Raw genomic sequence first — 16,823 nt, 5'->3', positions numbered from 1 at the left:
ATATGATTCTAATTGGTATATACAGCGGATGGCGGCCACAAGAACTGTCTATCTTGAAAATAGCTGATATTGATCTGGAAAATAATACCATGTTCGGCGGTCTTAAGACTGATGCAGGGCGCAACAGGTGCGTTCCTATTCATTCAAAAATAAGAGATCTGATCATAAAACGAGTAGATCAGGCTAAAGAATTGGAATCCGATTATTTATTCAATGATCCAGATAGTCAGTCTGGTATGCGCATGACATACGACAAATACAGAAGCCGTTGGAATAAGGTCATGGGAAAATAAAAACTCTCCCACCGTCCTCACGATACAAGACATACATTTATTACATTGGCAAAAAATGCTGGCATGGATGAATACATCATAAAGCTGATAGTTGGTCATTCTATCGAGGATGTGACTGAGAAAGTGTACACCCACAGAACTTTAGATCAATTAAAAGAAGAAATAGAACTGATACAATAATAGCAAAAACCCCGGGAGCATATAATCTCCCGGGGCAATTATTTGTGTTCTACGACTGTGTTCTACCTGTGTCTTATTTGTGTCTTACGCACTAATTTTGGCACATTCTAGCAGAACCAGGAACCGCATAAATACTAGCTTTTTTAGAACTTACCAGCCTTTGCAGCTTCCTCGACAGAATCAATGCACCTAGTAAATTCAAGATAAGTCAAGCATGTGTGGCTTTCGGTGTGGCTTTTCGTTCAATAGCTACAGCAAGGCTAAACAATTTTCCTTCTATAATAAATGTGATACTATCCAGTCTACAATGATGAATTTTTCCCACTATAGCATCTAATATGACCAAATGCAAGCAAGTCACTTATACAACAATTTCATTATGCTAATTTACTTAGCTTCTCTATCTTTTCCTCAATTTCCTCTTGTAACTCTTTGTTATTAACAGAATTTCTGAATGCCTTCCTACACCACTCCAAACTTCTATTAATATCTTTTTCTTTTTCATAAATCTCTGCTATTCTTGCTATAATATTTGATATAATTGTCTCCACATCTGTTAAACTAACGTTAGCATCTTTTATGGTTGCATCCAAATCCATAGTAGCTCTGGCATCCAGACCAACCATTGCTGCCACCAGCATTCCATCTTTTAATATAAATTTGTCTTTATACTCTGATAAAGAAATTCGTTTCAAAAATCGTTCCATCATATAATTCCGCATCAAAATTTGCGCATCAGCAGATTTTTTCTTTGACAGATTCCGAATCAGATCTTTTAATTGCCTTGCTGTTGTTATCATCTAAAGTAGCACCTCCAAATATGGTCTTAAGACCGAATGGAAGTCTGGAACTGCCAAGTACATTAGGAATTGTTTGCAGGAAGATTGCACAGAAGCTGGATGGATTTGAAGGCTTTCACTTTCACCAGTTGCGTCACACCTACACAAGTAACCTTCTGGCAAACGGAGCAGCACCAAAGGATGTGCAGGAACTGTTAGGGCACTCAGATGTCAGTACCACAATGAATGTCTATGCTCACTCCACAAGAAAAGCCAAGCGGTAATCCGCAATGGTTGCTTTAATTATTCACCCTATCATACACCTTAATCATTTTCCCTGATCGTTCACCTTAATTGTTCACCTTTTTGTCCGAATGGAATAATTGGGGTTGTTCGGAGTAGTCCATTTGATAAAATCAATTTACTTTCCAATAACCTTTTCTCGAAGATCCAACTCTTTCAATATATCCTTTATCCTTCAGTTTTTTCAATCTCGCTGCTATTGTTTTTCTGCTTACCTCAAAATGTTCTGCGAATTGAGTAACCGTATAATCAGGATGCAGTTTTAAATAATTCAGCAGTTTGTTCACCTCATCATTCACCCCATCATTCACCTGTTGGCATGTTTGATCACCTGTTTTTGTATTAGTATCTCTTTTACGATACATATTAACTCTGAAATCACCATCAAAATCAATCAGCTCCGGCTTAGGTAATCCATACTCCTCACAGGCTGCGAATAACCTCGGTATTCCGGTTCCCCATTTTTCAATAATTTTCATGTACGCAAAGGCTCTTGCGATTGCAGGATTTCTCGGTCTTGAGTAACCTTCTATCATTTTTTCGATCGTAACATTATTCAGCAGCATGCCCGGCGAAGTAATCTCTAGCCTGTCATCATACAATGCCACTTGTATATTCCCCGGCTCAAGATAACTACGATGAGCTACTGCATTTGCAATCAACTCTCTTATGCTGTCTGTAGGAAGTTCATATACATCTTGTCTGTACATTCCCTTTATTGTCATTCCCATGTTAATTTTTTCAAGAACATACTGGTATGCAGCATCCATTTGTTCCTGAATGGAACCCTCAAACTCTCTCCGGTCAACAAAATGCGCCCGATTGGTTCCCTTGAACACACCGCACTGAATAACCGGCTGCCCCACCATCCGTCCGGTCAAAAGTGCATATGCATTGGTCGGATATACCTTTCCGCATTCCTCCTTCAGAACGCCCCATGAAATCAGTATATTTCTGGTGACATCCTTAATCTTCGCTTTTTCACTATCCTGCCATGTATTTCGCATAGCTGTCTCCTTCAAGCTCTTGCAAAGCTCCTCAATCTCACTGTCTGATATATCCATATTCTGACATATTTCACTGTCAAAATAACGGTTCTTCCCCTCCAGCATCAACTCTCTTAACATGTAATCCTCAACATGCCTAGTCGTACCTGCAACACGCACATAAGTACCATCAAACACGCCTTGTGATTTTATATAGTATGGACGCTCTGCCCCCGGAAATATCTCTATCACAATCACTGTCTTATCCTTAATTGTCTGCATCGCCACATCCGGCCTGATTACAGGTTCGCAAGAATCTGAAATAGCATTGGTAATGTCATCCATTGTCTTATAGATACTATCTTCATCCATTCCCACAACTTCTAAGGTCTTGTCCTCTATTCCGAAAACAATTTTTCCTCCCCTACCATTGGCAAAAGCTACAACAGTTTTCATATATTTTTCGCTTTTATCCGGTACTGCAACCTTATATTCAATATTTTTTGATTCGCCGGAAAACAGTGTCTCCTCTGCCATATTACTACCTCCAATATCAAAAATCTCGTTTCATCTCATTATTCATTTGCCAATACCTTATACATCTCCAGAATCCCAAATATTATTATAACATTTCATAGATATATGTGCCAGAAATGCCATGCATATTCTAATCTCCTTCGTATTTATTATTGAAGTTGTAATATACTTTCTCATTTGGAAGCACTGCCTTAATCGGATAAACTGACATCCCAAAAGAATCTGTAAAAATAACATCTTCTCCAATATGTTTTTCAAGAAACTCATCAGAAAAATCAGCTATTAAACCAATGCTAATAGCTCCATTCCTTGTAAAATTCAATCCTTCAATTTGTATACTCTTTTCAATCAAAGAACAATCTGAAGTGTGAAAAAAATTCAACAGCATTTTTTTAATATCTCGTTCGATTTGAATCTGATTATCAAGATAATATCTGATTGCTTTTTCTTGTTCAAATGAAATTACAGCATCTTTTTGATTTGAGTATATACACAGATACAAGTCAAAAGTTTTATCCCATAATGTAATGATAAAACTCTTCTTTGTGTACCAATCTGTTTTTTTAATCAAAGTTCCTAATACAGGATGCTCAATTATAGTTGGTTTATTTTTTTCTTTGTCTTTCCAAAAAAACATAATCTCTCCTTTAATGTGCCCAAGCGTAGAATTGATTACCAAGATTCCATACAATGTCTGGAACAATCCTAGTAAATCCTTCTATAGCAAGGCGTTTTTCTGTTTGAGCAAATGTACCTGAATTTATCGTATTAATTATATTTGCCGCATGGCTTACACCGCCATTATGTCCAAATACGCGTCTACTATGAAGAACTTCATCCATAATCGTAACGGTGATTTTTTGCTTTCTTGGTCTGTTCCTGCTAGGTTTCAACCTTAGCAGCAACTGTAGCTATATCAATTTTGGGCTTTAGCGTTCCAAGTGCTTCACTAAGCCCTTTTGAAGATTGTGTCACAAATTCATTTTAACCATTTTGAAAGGATTTTATAATCTTCTTCAAAACTAACCCTGTCTCAATTATAGCAAGACAGGATTAATCACTCAATTACTTTTTCCAAAAAGTTCCTTGGCTTTCTGCATTTCAATCTTCTCATGCAAGTTGGTGTTATACGACTTCACCTACCCTCACAAATTTACGTTGAATTAATTCTTCCTTTTCTCCCTGTGTACGAATCGAATGATCGAAAGGATCCACCACAAAAGTTTCCGTAATCCTAACTCTATAAGGATTGTTTCTCTTTCCTGACATTTTGGTGATACCCCCTGTGCCGTTCTTTCTTCGATAACTCATATGAATTACCTCCTATTCATAATTAATATTATTTCGCATAAAAAATTTGCGATATCCAATACAATCTGCCTTGCTGTTTATCTGATTTCTAACATTTTTTACATGTCTCACCAAAACAACTCAGACATTTATTCATTTCAGACACTGCAAATAAATTTTGCGATATTAAGAATTCATCAACTGAGTAATCACCTTATACTGAACATAACAACACAGGAACTACCCCCCCAACTCACACAGTCTACAGGGTTTGTGACTTGTGTGACTTGTTGCTTGTGACTTGCTTGCGACTTTTACGTGTCTTATGGACATAAAAATAGGGCTATCCAGACCGAATTACCTAGTCTGAATAGCCCGAAAAGTCTAGCTTTTAAGCCTTTTATTTAGAATTTACCAGCCTTTGCTGCTTCCTCTACAGAAACAGCTACAGCAACTGTCATACCAACCATAGGGTTGTTACCAGCACCGATCAGACCCATCATTTCTACGTGAGCAGGTACGGATGATGAACCAGCGAACTGAGCGTCACTGTGCATACGTCCAAGTGTATCTGTCATACCGTAGGAAGCAGGACCTGCTGCCATGTTATCTGGGTGAAGTGTACGACCTGTACCACCACCTGAAGCAACTGAGAAGTACTTCTTTCCTAACTCGTTACATTCCTTCTTGTAAGTACCAGCTACCGGATGCTGGAAACGAGTTGGGTTTGTTGAGTTACCAGTGATAGATACATCAACACCCTCTTTGTGCATGATAGCAACACCTTCTGGTACAGAGTTCGCACCATAGCAGTTAACCTTTGCACGAAGTCCTTCTGAGTAAGACTTTCTGAATACTTCTTTAACTGTGTTTGTATATGGATCATACTCAGTCTCAACAAATGTGAAACCGTTAATTCTTGAAATAATCTGAGCAGCGTCCTTACCAAGACCGTTTAAGATAACACGAAGTGGCTCTTTACGAACTTTGTTAGCTTTCTCTGCGATACCGATCGCACCTTCTGCTGCTGCGAATGACTCATGTCCTGCTAAGAAACAGAAGCACTTTGTCTCTTCTTCCAGTAACATCTTACCAAGGTTACCATGTCCAAGACCAACCTTACGTGTATCAGCAACTGAACCTGGGATACAGAATGACTGAGGCCTTCACCGATTGCTGCTGCAGCTTCTGAAGCCTTTCTGCAGTTCTTCTTGATTGCGATTGCTGCACCTACTGTGTATGCCCAGCATGCATTCTCAAAACAAATAGGCTGAATGCTCTTTACCTGATTGTATACGTCTAAACCAGCATCCTTTGTGATCTTCTCTGCCTCTTCGATTGAGGAGATACCGTAGCTGTTTAATACTTCATTGATCTGTTTGATTCTTCTTTCATATGATTCAAATAATGCCATTATATCGTTACCTCCTTCTATTATTTCTCAATCTCTTTGTCTGTACGTGGGTCGATGAGTTTAACTGCATCTGCAACACGTCCATACTGTCCACATGACTTCTCATAAGCTGTGTTAGGGTCATCACCCTTCTTAATGAAATCAGTCATCTTACCAAGGTTAACGAATTTATATCCAATGATCATACCCTCTTCATCAAGAGCGATAGCATTTACATATCCTTCAGCCATCTCAAGGTATCTAGGACCCTTCTTTAATGTACCGTACATAGTACCAACCTGTGAACGAAGTCCCTTACCAAGATCTTCAAGACCAGCACCGATAGCAAGTCCATCCTCTGAGAATGCACTCTGTGAACGACCATATACGATCTGTAAGAATAACTCTCTCATAGCTGTGTTAATAGCATCACAAACAAGGTCTGTGTTAAGAGCTTCCATAACTGTAAGTCCCGGAAGGATCTCTGCTGCCATAGCTGCTGAATGAGTCATACCTGAACATCCAACTGTCTCAACTAATGCTTCCTGAATAATTCCTTCCTTAACATTTAATGTCAGCTTGCAGGCACCCTGCTGTGGTGCACACCAGCCAATACCATGTGTAAAGCCTGAAATATCCTTTACTTCTTTTGCCTGTACCCATTTTGCTTCTTCTGGAATTGGAGCACATCCATGATGTACGCCCTGTCCAACTGGGCACATGTTTTCAACTTCCTGTGAATAAATCATTGTGAATCTCCTTTCGAAATATGAAAATCTGCTTAAAGCGGTTATGAATATCTATTCTTTTTTCGTAACCATCAGACATATTTTCTCATAAACCGTCAATTAAGTCTATACCAATTAATAAAAAATATCAATAAGTTTGTCTAAAAATTTGCCATGTTTTTAGATTCATATTATAATTATTTTGGTTTGCTTTTATCTTTTTAGATTTCGGTAAACCAATCCTACATTGTATAAAGAAAAGAGGAATATATATGCGTTTTATAGATCTACATGTCCATACAACTGCTTCGGATGGTTCTTTTACTCCATCTGAAGTGTGCCAGATGGCTCTTGATAAGGGACTTGCCGCTCTGGCGATCACCGACCACGATACGGTTGATGGAGTCCCGGAAGCAATCCGGTTCATGGAAAATCATCAGCCGGCCCCGGATACACAGGATTCTCTCCCTATGGAATTGATTCCCGGTATCGAACTTTCGTGCAACTATGGTTCACGCGAGATCCATATTCTGGGCTTCTATATGGACTATACCAATCCCGGACTTCTTGCTGAATTGAACGCTTTAAAAGATGCACGTTTTAATCGAAATGTGGAAATGTGCAAGCTGTTTCAGCGTGACGGCATCGATATGACCATCGAAAAACTTCAAGAGGGAAATCCGGATACAGTCATTACCCGTGCACATTTTGCAAGAGTTCTGATTGAGGACGGCATTGTCAAGAACAAGGATCAGGCGTTTAAAAAATACCTTGGCGAAAAATGCAGATACTATCTTCCGAAACCGGAGGTCACATGTGAACGTGCTCTCTCGATCATCAACCAATATGGCAAATGTGCAGTTCTAGCACATCCATTACTCTATAAGCTTGGTTATAACCAGATTGAGGAATTACTGGACTATCTGAAACCACTTGGGTTAAAGGGCTTAGAAGCTTATCATTCTTCTAATAATTCCTATGAGAGCGGAAAGCTCCGGGCGATTGCAGACAGACATGACTTGTTTGTCTCCGGCGGTACGGATTTCCACGGTGTGATCAAACCGGACATCTCTCTCGGAACCGGTCGCGGCGGTATGCGGATCACCACAGGAATTCTGGACAATATTAAAGCGCATCTTTTTTGAAGAACAGAAAAAAATCTCCATATTCAGATTTTCTACTGAACATGGAGATTTTTCTGTTCTGACATCTTCTTATTTAAAAAGATATTCTTTATTTCTTTTCCTTATCTTCTTCCACTACTGCTGCATTCTTCTTTTCAAGCTCAGCAACTGCATTCTTATGCATTGGAATACGACAGTTCTTGTTATTACCAAACTCAACAATGATAGTTGTGTCATCTACAATATCAAGGATTGTGCCATAGAAACCACTGGTTGTCATAATATTGTCACCCGGTTCCATCTGGTTATGCATTTCTTCTGTCTTAGCCTTCTGCTTCTTCTGTGGACGGATCATCATGAAGTAGATAATTGCAGCAAAGATCAGGATATATACAACGATAAACATTGTGCTGCTACCTGTATTTGCTGGTGTACTACCGCTTAAAACCATTCCTAATGTGTTCATAATATTCTCCTTCTAAACTTCATTTGATGTTAAACTCTCTATCATAGACTTTTTATACGATGCATATGAGCCTTCTTCGATAGCCTGTCTAATCTCTTTCATCATATTATTATAAAAATACAAATTATGCAAGACGCAAAATCTCATACCAAGCATTTCATTTGCCTTTAACAGATGTCTGATATAACCTCTGCTGTAATGCTGACATGCCGGACATCCGCAACCTTCTTCAATCGGTCTGTCATCTGTCTCATATTTTGCATTCTTCAGATTCAGTTTTCCATGTTTTGTGTATACATGTGCATGTCGTCCGTTTCTGGATGGATATACACAGTCAAAGAAATCCACACCACGGTCAACTGCTTCGAGTATATTGATCGGCGTTCCGACACCCATCAGATAAACCGGCTTATTCTCAGGAAGATATGGCACGGTTACATCCAGAATATGATACATTTCCTCCGCTGTCTCTCCAACAGCCAATCCACCAATAGCATACCCCGCAGATCCAGCTCTGCAATTCTTTTTGCATGGTCAATACGAATATCCTCATATACTGCGCCCTGATTGATTCCGAATAGCATCTGTTCCTTATTGATCGTATCCGGCAGGCTGTTTAAACGTGTCATCTCTGCCTTACAGCGCTCCAGCCAACGATAGGTTCTGGCAACCGAATTCTCCACATAAGAACGTTCCGCCTTTGCAGGTGCACACTCGTCAAACGCCATTGCGATCGTAGATGCAAGATTAGACTGGATCTGCATACTTTCCTCCGGTCCCATGAATATCTTGCGTCCATCTACATGCGAGTTAAATGTAACGCCTTCTTCTTTAATCTTTCGAAGTCCTGCAAGCGAGAACACCTGAAATCCGCCAGAATCCGTAAGAATTGGACGATCCCAATACATAAACTTATGTAAACCGCCCATTTTCTTCACAACCTCATCACCCGGTCTTACATGTAAATGATAGGTGTTTGATAATTCAATCTGACAGCCGATTTCTTTCAGATCTGTCGTAGCAACTGCGCCTTTGATCGCAGCAGCAGTTCCCACATTCATAAATACAGGAGTTTCCACTGTACCATGAACAGTCGTAAAGGTAGCTCTTTTTGCTCTGCCATCTTTACAAATAATTTTATACATAATTACTCATTCTCCTTTAATATTCTTTCTCTATAATGCCCCAGTCTGAACGGAAATGCAACAGTTTCTTCTTATTAATTTTGTTTCTATCCACAATACGATTGAAAACTGTAACATTTGTACCAAATATAATGACTATTTTTTATTTACTCACTCTATTTTTAGTCATATTTACTTGTTTTTTATCAATTTTCATCGTCCTTTACCGAACCTTTACCGAAAAATATTGACTTTTTGTGCAATCTTCCTATAATGATAAACGGAAAAAAAATATTATAAATAAGAAGAGATACTACCATTATGATTTTCAGGTATCTCTCAAGAAGGAGGAAACATGTTAGCATCCATCTTAGCAGTAACCATCTTCCTGGCTATGTTTGTGCTGATCGTTCTTGATAAGATCGAACATTATCTTATAACGCTGGGCTGTGGATTACTCACCATCATCTTTGTCCTTGGTATCTGTCTGCACAGTGGACAGGCTATCATGGAAGTGTTAAACGTTAAAAGCATTTTTACAACCAGCTTCTGGCATACAGTTGGACAAGCATCTGAAGATTCCAGCGGTATCAGCTGGGCGACCATTATTTTTATTGCCGGTATGATGGTCATGGTTGAAGGTATGAAACGTGCAGGTTTCTTTACATGGCTCTGCATGCTGATTGCAAAGCTTGTACGATACAGAATTGTTCCAATTCTGATCACCTTTATGATCCTGTCAGCATTTCTTTCCATGTTCATTGCAAGTATCACGGTTATTCTGTTCCTTGCAGCTGTAACAGTAGAACTCTCACAATTATTAAAATTCAATCCGGTTCCAATGATCTTGGCAGAAGTCTTCTGCTCCAACCTCGGTGGAACTGCTACCGTCTGTGGTGATCCACCAAACATCATCATCGGTACCTCACTTGGATTTTCATTCTTTGATTTTCTGACAAATACCGGTGTGTTTGTTCTTATTTCACTGGTTATTATGATTGTCTATTTTTATCTTGCTTTTCGTAAGGAATTAAAGCAAAATGAAGGTGGGGTTGATACCTCAACAATACCAAGTCCTTCAGAAGCAATTACAGACAAATCCGGATTTATCTTCAGCTGTGTTATTTTCCTGCTTTCTGTTGTTCTGCTTCTTACACAGACACAGACAGGGCTGACAGTTGCTGCGATTGGTGTTATAATAGCTATAATCACACTGATCTGTTCCGGCAGACATGTACTGGAACTTTTAAAGAAGATTGATTACAAGACACTCTTATTCTTTATTGGTTTATTTGTTGTCGTTGGTGGTTTGGAGCAGACCGGTATTCTGGAAGTCATTGCAAAATTCATCAAAAACGTCAGCGGTGGAAATATGTATATCATGGTTGCTATTATCATCTGGCTCTCAGCTATCTGCAGTGCCTTTATCGATAATGTTCCATTTGCTGCTACTATGGTTCCTGTTATCAAAGAACTTGCAGCAGGTAATGGTGGGGTTCTTGCCGTCCTTGCCTATTCATTAGCCATTGGTACAGATATTGGTGGAAATGCAACACCTATCGGTGCTTCCGCAAATGTTGTTGGTACTTCAGTAGCTGCTAAAGCAGGTCATCCGGTCGGATGGGGCGAATATTGTAAGAAGATGGCTCCTGCTACTATTCTTGTTATGATCATTTGTACACTCGGTGTATTTATTCGATATAACAGCGTCTTCTAAGAAACTTACATATTTTTAGGGAGGTTATAAAATATGGACAAACAGGTTATTATCACGATCGGTCGTGAATATGGAAGTGGCGGACATGTAATTGCTCAGGACATTGCAAAACGTTTTAATGTCCCATATTACAATCGTAATCTAATTGAAGAAGTTGCAAAACAGAATAATTTTGATACAGATAATATTAAAGACTATGATGAGTCACCTAGAAAATATCTGTTCTCTCGTACCGTTCAGGGATACAGCAATTCTCCGGAAGAGATTCTTGCCGGTCTTCAGTTCGATTTTATAAAAGAAAAGGCAGCATCCGGAGAATCCTTTGTAATTGTTGGCAGATGTGCCGACTATGTATTAAAGGATATGGATTGTGTAGCTTCATTCTTTATTGTCGCTGATGCCGAAGCGAAGTTACAGCGTACTATGGAAACCAAGCAGTTATCCCAACGTGATGCTGAAGCTACGATCAAACGTCATGACCGTAACAGAAAAACATATTACAAGGATCACACTGATATGGAATGGGGCAACAGTAAGAACTATGATATGACGATCAATTCAACCGTCCTGGGCTTCAAAAAGACCGCCGATATCATTGAAGATTTTGTAAAAACAAAATTTGATCTGTAATTCATAATTTACTGACAGAAACAAAGCCGGGTATGAAATGTCATATCCGGCTTTCTGCTTTATTCATATCTCTCGTCAATTACACGTTTTGTCTTCTTCTCACTTCTTGGAAGCACCCCAATCTCTACAACCTTAACAAGTGGGGTAAATCCAATCCGACTCTTTACTCTCTCTGCAATACGCTTAGATAACTCTACGAAATCTACGCTTCCATCCGTCTCTACATAGATTCTCATTGTGTCTTTTCCATCCAGATGGGAGATACGAATCTGATATTCACTTGATAATTCAGGGAATTCCTTCAATACTTCTTCAATCTGGCTTGGGAATACATTTACACCCTTAATTTTCATCATATCATCCGTTCTTCCCATAATCACACCTAACCTTGGATGCTTGCATCCACATGGGCAATCTCCCGGAATAATTCTTGAAAGATCATGTGTACGATAACGAATCAGAGGTGCACCCTCTTTTACAAGCGTTGTTATAACAATCTCACCCATTTCGCCATCCGGAACCGGCTCTAAGGTTACAGGATCAAGAATCTCGATATAGACATAATCATCCCAGTAATGCATACCGTTGTCATATTTACAGCTGATTCCGATACCCGGTCCATAAATCTCTGTCAAACCATAGATGTCATATAATTCAATTCCCAGTTCCTCTGAGATACGTTTTCTCATCTTTTCGCCCCAGCGTTCAGAACCGATCACACCCTTCTTCAGGCAAATCTTATCTTTGATACCACGTTTCTCGATCTCCTCTGCAAGAAGAAGTGCATAGGAAGACGTCGAACAAAGGACAGTAGATTTCATGTCCTGCATCATCTGAAGCTGTTTATCCGTATTTCCTGGTCCCATAGGTATGACCATAGCACCTAACTTCTCTGCTCCGTTCTGGAAGCCGATTCCTGCCGTCCAGAGTCCATATCCCGGTGTGATCTGAATACGATCCATATTCGTGATACCTGCAAGCTCATAACAACGCTTGAACATAATCGCCCAGTCATCTACATCCTTTGCTGTGTATGGAATAATAACCGGAAGTCCTGTTGTTCCTGATGATGAATGGATACGAACGATCTCACTTTCCGGCGCTGTCATTAAACCAAGTGGATATGCATCTCTCAGGTCTTTTTTTTCTGAAAATGGAAGCTTCTTAAAATCCTCCGGTGTCGAAATTCTTGTAATTCCTGCTTCCTCCAGCTTCTTTCCATAAAAACTTTCAGCCTTAATCAATGCTTCGATCTGTTTATTGACCTGACTGATCTGTAACTCTGAAATCTCCATTATTTATCCTCCAAACTTTCTATTTTATAAAATATTTTTATTGTATATAATCAAGTGCTCTGAAATTCAGCTCATGTAATTTTTCCGGCAATCTTTTTATCAAAGCCTGTTTGATATCTTCTTTTTCAAGTCCAAGCATACCGGTCGAGATTGCGGCTCCAAGCATCAGGACATTTAACACCTTTGCAGACCCAAGAGTTTCACATGCCTGATCTGTATCGATCACCAGAACCTGATCTACCTGTGTCTTCAAATAATCAATCATAGATGCTCCGTTATAACCGGTCTTCGCCAGCGATGCTGTAACCGGCATAACCGCACGATTGCTGACGACTACTGCTCCGTTTTTTTTCAGATAAGGAAGCATCCGCACCGTTTCTCCCGGTTCAAATCCCAGGATCATATCTGCTGTTCCTTTTGCTATCATTGGTGAATACAGATTTTCACCCATTCTTACATGGCTGAATACGCTTCCTCCGCGCTGTGCCATACCGATCGTTTCCGCACTCATAACCGGGATTCCTTTCTCCATAGCTGCGGCTGCGATCAGCTTGGATGCAAGCACTGTTCCCTGTCCACCGACACCACACAGAATAATATTCTTATTCATTATGCCTGCCCCCTTTCTTCTTGTCCGTCCCCGATTGCATGTACCGGGCAGAGTTGGCTGCACAAAGTACATCCTGTACAGAGACTTTCATCGATACAAACCTTGCCTTCAAATGTGTAAAGTGCCGGACAACCGATCTCTCTGATACATTTCTGGCAACCTATACATGCATCTGTATCTATATGCATACATCTGGACGACTTCGTAATGGCTATACATGGAGATTTGAAAATAATTGCCTTCACACCCGGTTCTGCTGCAACACGCGCAACTGTCTGTACCGCTGCTTCATGCTCAAATGGATTGATCGTCTCTACTGTCTTAAGACCAATTCCCTTTAAGATACCAACAATATCAATCTTATTTACAATATCTCCCATCATCGTATGTCCGGTTCCAGGATGTGGCTGGTGTCCTGTCATAGCCGTCGTGGAATTATCAAGAACGATCAATGTCATATCTGCCTGATTATAAACCGCATTTACGACGCCGGGAATTGCTGACGCGAAGAATGTAGAATCTCCAACAAATGCAAAACATGTCGTATCCGGTTCTGTATGATAAACACCCTGCGCAATTCCAAGCCCTGCGCCCATACACAGACAAGTGTCAACCATATCAAGCGGCATGGCATTTCCAAGTGTATAACATCCGATATCTCCGCAAAAGATTGTCTTCTTTCCCTTCATAGCGCATTTTACATCATAAAAGGAAGCACGATGAGGACAACCTGCACATAATACAGGTGGACGTACTGGAAGCTCCGGCATCTCTGCCAACTCTTCCGACTGATTGTTCTTTTCACCTGCGGTAAGCGCCTTGTACCGGTCTACTGCAATACCCTGATCCAATAAGAACTGTGTGATACTGTCCTTTACACTGTCAATCGTGTTCTCACCTGAGGCTGCTACATGACCGGTCAGCTTACCATAGATCTTTACCGGGAGATGATATTTGCCCGCTATATAGGTAAGCGCACGTTCGATCACCGGATCTAATTCTTCCACACATAAAACCGCATCTAACTGTTCCAGATATTCAACTGCTTTTCGTTCCGGGAACGGAAACGGGGTCGCTACTTTAAATATCGCTATTTTTTCTGCATCGTCTCCCAGGGCTTCCATTGTATATGTATAATTGATTCCACCGGTTGCAATACCAAATCTTGTCTCTGTCTTCCTGCTCACAACATTTCTGTCATATTCAGAAAAGGCATCCCCCAGCTCGACATTTCGCTTTTCAATATTCCGATGTGCCTGAAAGGACAGCTTCGGGAAAATAACCCACCGTTTGGAATCTTTCACAAATCCCTCCGATTCATTCTTTTTGTATTCTGCTGCATCCTTTACTTCAATCGTTGCATATCCATGACACACTCTTGTTGTCGGTCTTAAGAATACAGGTGTTTTATATTTTTCCGAGTACTCAAAAGCCTCCTGTACCATTTCATAAGCTTCCTGTGCCGATGTAGGATCAAAGCATGGAACCTTTGAAAATGCTGCAAATGTCCGCGTATCCTGTTCTGTCTGTGATGAGATTGGCCCCGGATCGTCGGCAACCAGAATCACCATACCGCCTTTTACTCCCACATACTCCAGACTCATCAACGGATCAGATGCCACATTTAATCCGACCTGCTTCATTGTTACCATAACTCTCGCGCCTGAATAAGCAGCACCGGCTGCTACCTCCATGGCAACCTTCTCGTTAACCGACCATTCTACATAACAGTCATTTGTTCTGTTCTTTGCAACCGTCTCAAGTACCTCTGTCGATGGCGTTCCCGGATATCCGGAAATCAAATTTACCCCGGCAGCAATTGCCCCAAGCGCAATTGCTTCATTTCCCATTCGAAATTCCTTATGCATCTTTCTAACTCCTGTAATAATCTTGTGAATGATTTTTATTATAAATCTTTAAAATGAAATTCTTTCTTTCCTGTTGCATAATCATCTACAATCTGTCCACATCCAAACAGTTTGTATTTATAAGTAACAAGCCCTTCCAGACCAACCGGACCTCTTGCGTGGATCTTTCCTGTACTGATTCCAACCTCTGCACCAAAACCATAACGGAAACCATCCGCAAACCTAGTTGAACAATTCTGATAAACTCCGGCAGAATCTACCATCTGCATAAATAATTCTGCAGTTTCCGCATTTTCGGTAATGATACTGTCTGTATGATGGGAACCGTATTTATTGATATGTGCGATCGCATCATTTACCGTATCTACAATCTTAACAGAAACAATCAGATCCAGATATTCTTTGAACTCCTGTTCACCGATTGTCTCTCCGCCAATCAGATCTGTTACTTCCTTTGTTCCACGAAGCGTAATTCCATTTTCCTTTAATGCTTTTGCAAGAACCGGAAGAAATTTTCCAGCTATATCTCTATGGATCAACAAAGTTTCCACTGCATTACATGCTGCTGTATACTGGGTCTTTGCATCGATAATAATCGGAATCGCTTTATTTGGATCATAATCTCTATCTACATAAATATGACAGATTCCATCTGCATGTCCCATAACAGGAATCTTTGTATGATTCATAATATACTGAACGAAACTGTTCGATCCTCTCGGTATCAGAAGGTCAACCGTCTCGTGACACGACAGAAGTTCATCAATCTCACTGTGCTGCTCTGCCTGAAGCATACAATCTGCCGGCAACCCTGCATCTATTATACTATCATGTATAATCTGAAACAGGATACGATTGGTATATGTTGTCTCCCTACCACCCTTTAGTATCGCACAATTTCCACTCTTAATACAAAGAGATGATATCTGAACAAGTGCATCCGGTCTTGCTTCAAAAATAACTCCGATAACACCAATCGGACAGGTGACACGATTCAGAACTAATCCCTCATCCAACTGGCGTTTTAATGTCACCTTTCCTAATGGATCAGGCAGAGCAACTAACTGCTCAATTCCTTTTATAACATCTCTTAGTTTTCCCTCATCAAACTTCAAGCGTTTCATTACTGCCTGTGCAATATGATCTTCTTCTGCCGCTGCCAGATCTCGTTTATTCTCTTCAAAAATCTTTGCCGCATTTGCCCTTAAATTCTCTGCAACCAGTAGAAGTGCTTTATTTCTCTGTTCTACCGAAGAAGCTGCCAGATAAGGTGCTGCCGCTTTCATTTTTATTGTTTCTTCTTTTATTCCCATACCTTTTTCAATAGCTGCCTGCTATTATATTTCCTTTCTATTACAATACATCTGTAATTATTGTTCTTGTTTATCTGATATAATATATCAGATATATACCCTTTTTCGCACTGTTTATGTATGATTCACCATATCTATTTTATAATAGATTTATGTATGTAATTGCAAATAAAAATACATAATCTTT

General features: G+C 40.0%; 14 protein-coding genes and 3 pseudogenes. 5 read left to right on the top strand and 12 right to left on the bottom strand.

Annotation, left to right across the window (positions count from 1 at the left end; translation table 11 throughout):
- The first annotated feature begins 2 nt into the window (after positions 1 to 2).
- Entirely contained in the window at positions 3 to 293 is a 291-nt protein-coding gene (locus DW959_RS14060) for a tyrosine-type recombinase/integrase (protein WP_173784087.1), read from the top strand.
- 557 nt (positions 294 to 850) lie between these two features.
- Here DW959_RS14060 and DW959_RS00085 read toward each other — a convergent pair.
- Positions 851 to 1,273 carry a nucleotidyl transferase AbiEii/AbiGii toxin family protein gene (locus tag DW959_RS00085; RefSeq protein ID WP_021943448.1) on the bottom strand — a complete coding sequence of 141 codons (423 nt, stop codon included), beginning with the start codon at positions 1,271 to 1,273 and terminating at the stop codon, positions 851 to 853.
- A gap of 26 nt (positions 1,274 to 1,299) precedes the next feature.
- Here DW959_RS00085 and DW959_RS00080 point away from each other — a divergent pair.
- Positions 1,300 to 1,536: pseudogene (locus DW959_RS00080) on the top strand (tyrosine-type recombinase/integrase); the annotation flags it as partial.
- A gap of 132 nt (positions 1,537 to 1,668) precedes the next feature.
- Here the strand turns inward: DW959_RS00080 and DW959_RS00075 are convergent.
- From DW959_RS00075 to DW959_RS00050, 5 genes and pseudogenes are all read right to left on the bottom strand, one after another.
- Entirely contained in the window at positions 1,669 to 3,078 is a 1,410-nt protein-coding gene (locus tag DW959_RS00075) for an ATP-binding protein (protein ID WP_021943450.1), read from the bottom strand.
- Positions 3,079 to 3,208: 130 nt separating this feature from the next.
- Entirely contained in the window at positions 3,209 to 3,715 is a 507-nt protein-coding gene (locus DW959_RS00070) for a hypothetical protein (protein WP_021943451.1), read from the bottom strand.
- A 488-nt stretch (positions 3,716 to 4,203) separates the two neighbouring features.
- Positions 4,204 to 4,389 (bottom strand): hypothetical protein, encoded by a 186-nt coding sequence (locus tag DW959_RS00060; protein ID WP_117822842.1) that lies wholly within the window; start codon positions 4,387 to 4,389, stop codon positions 4,204 to 4,206.
- A gap of 383 nt (positions 4,390 to 4,772) precedes the next feature.
- Positions 4,773 to 5,782 (bottom strand): annotated as a pseudogene (locus tag DW959_RS00055) (GGGtGRT protein).
- Between the two features lie 20 nt (positions 5,783 to 5,802).
- Complete coding sequence (locus tag DW959_RS00050; RefSeq protein ID WP_008401546.1) at positions 5,803 to 6,510, bottom strand: nitrogen-fixing protein NifU; 708 nt, start codon at positions 6,508 to 6,510, stop codon at positions 5,803 to 5,805.
- Between the two features lie 251 nt (positions 6,511 to 6,761).
- Here DW959_RS00050 and DW959_RS00045 point away from each other — a divergent pair, with 251 nt between their 5' ends.
- Positions 6,762 to 7,634, top strand: a complete 873-nt coding sequence (locus tag DW959_RS00045) for a PHP domain-containing protein (RefSeq protein WP_008401545.1) — start codon at positions 6,762 to 6,764, stop codon at positions 7,632 to 7,634.
- An 88-nt stretch (positions 7,635 to 7,722) separates the two neighbouring features.
- Here the strand turns inward: DW959_RS00045 and yajC are convergent, their stop codons facing one another.
- On the bottom strand, positions 7,723 to 8,079 hold the full coding sequence (gene yajC, locus DW959_RS00040) for a preprotein translocase subunit YajC (protein WP_008401544.1): 357 nt from the start codon (positions 8,077 to 8,079) through the stop codon (positions 7,723 to 7,725).
- Between the two features lie 12 nt (positions 8,080 to 8,091).
- Positions 8,092 to 9,224 (bottom strand): annotated as a pseudogene (gene tgt, locus DW959_RS00035) (tRNA guanosine(34) transglycosylase Tgt).
- 334 nt (positions 9,225 to 9,558) lie between these two features.
- Between tgt and DW959_RS00030 the strand changes: the two are divergent.
- Positions 9,559 to 10,920 (top strand): SLC13 family permease, encoded by a 1,362-nt coding sequence (locus DW959_RS00030; RefSeq protein ID WP_117807737.1) that lies wholly within the window; start codon positions 9,559 to 9,561, stop codon positions 10,918 to 10,920.
- Between the two features lie 33 nt (positions 10,921 to 10,953).
- On the top strand, positions 10,954 to 11,550 hold the full coding sequence (locus DW959_RS00025) for a cytidylate kinase-like family protein (RefSeq protein ID WP_117807739.1): 597 nt from the start codon (positions 10,954 to 10,956) through the stop codon (positions 11,548 to 11,550).
- Positions 11,551 to 11,609: 59 nt separating this feature from the next.
- Here DW959_RS00025 and DW959_RS00020 read toward each other — a convergent pair whose 3' ends face one another.
- From DW959_RS00020 to proA, 4 genes are read right to left on the bottom strand one after another with little or no spacing between them, the layout of a single operon-like run.
- Positions 11,610 to 12,845, bottom strand: coding sequence for a phenylacetate--CoA ligase (locus DW959_RS00020; RefSeq protein ID WP_117807740.1), 1,236 nt, complete (start codon positions 12,843 to 12,845; stop codon positions 11,610 to 11,612).
- Positions 12,846 to 12,882: 37 nt separating this feature from the next.
- Positions 12,883 to 13,455: an indolepyruvate oxidoreductase subunit beta gene (locus DW959_RS00015; protein WP_117807742.1), complete on the bottom strand. Its 573-nt coding sequence runs from the start codon at positions 13,453 to 13,455 to the stop codon at positions 12,883 to 12,885.
- Positions 13,455 to 15,323, bottom strand: a complete 1,869-nt coding sequence (gene iorA / locus DW959_RS00010) for an indolepyruvate ferredoxin oxidoreductase subunit alpha (RefSeq protein WP_117807744.1) — start codon at positions 15,321 to 15,323, stop codon at positions 13,455 to 13,457. The genes DW959_RS00015 and iorA overlap by 1 nt, the downstream gene beginning before the upstream one ends.
- 38 nt (positions 15,324 to 15,361) lie before the next feature.
- Positions 15,362 to 16,636 (bottom strand): glutamate-5-semialdehyde dehydrogenase, encoded by a 1,275-nt coding sequence (gene proA / locus DW959_RS00005; RefSeq protein ID WP_117822844.1) that lies wholly within the window; start codon positions 16,634 to 16,636, stop codon positions 15,362 to 15,364.
- Positions 16,637 to 16,823 lie beyond the last annotated feature (187 nt).

Source organism: Clostridium sp. AM46-21 (assembly GCF_003480025.1).
Classification (GTDB): domain Bacteria; phylum Bacillota; class Clostridia; order Lachnospirales; family Lachnospiraceae; genus Coprococcus; species Coprococcus ammoniilyticus.
The sequence above is the reverse complement of the archived record's forward strand: the minus strand, read 5'-3'. Positions and strand labels throughout refer to the sequence as shown.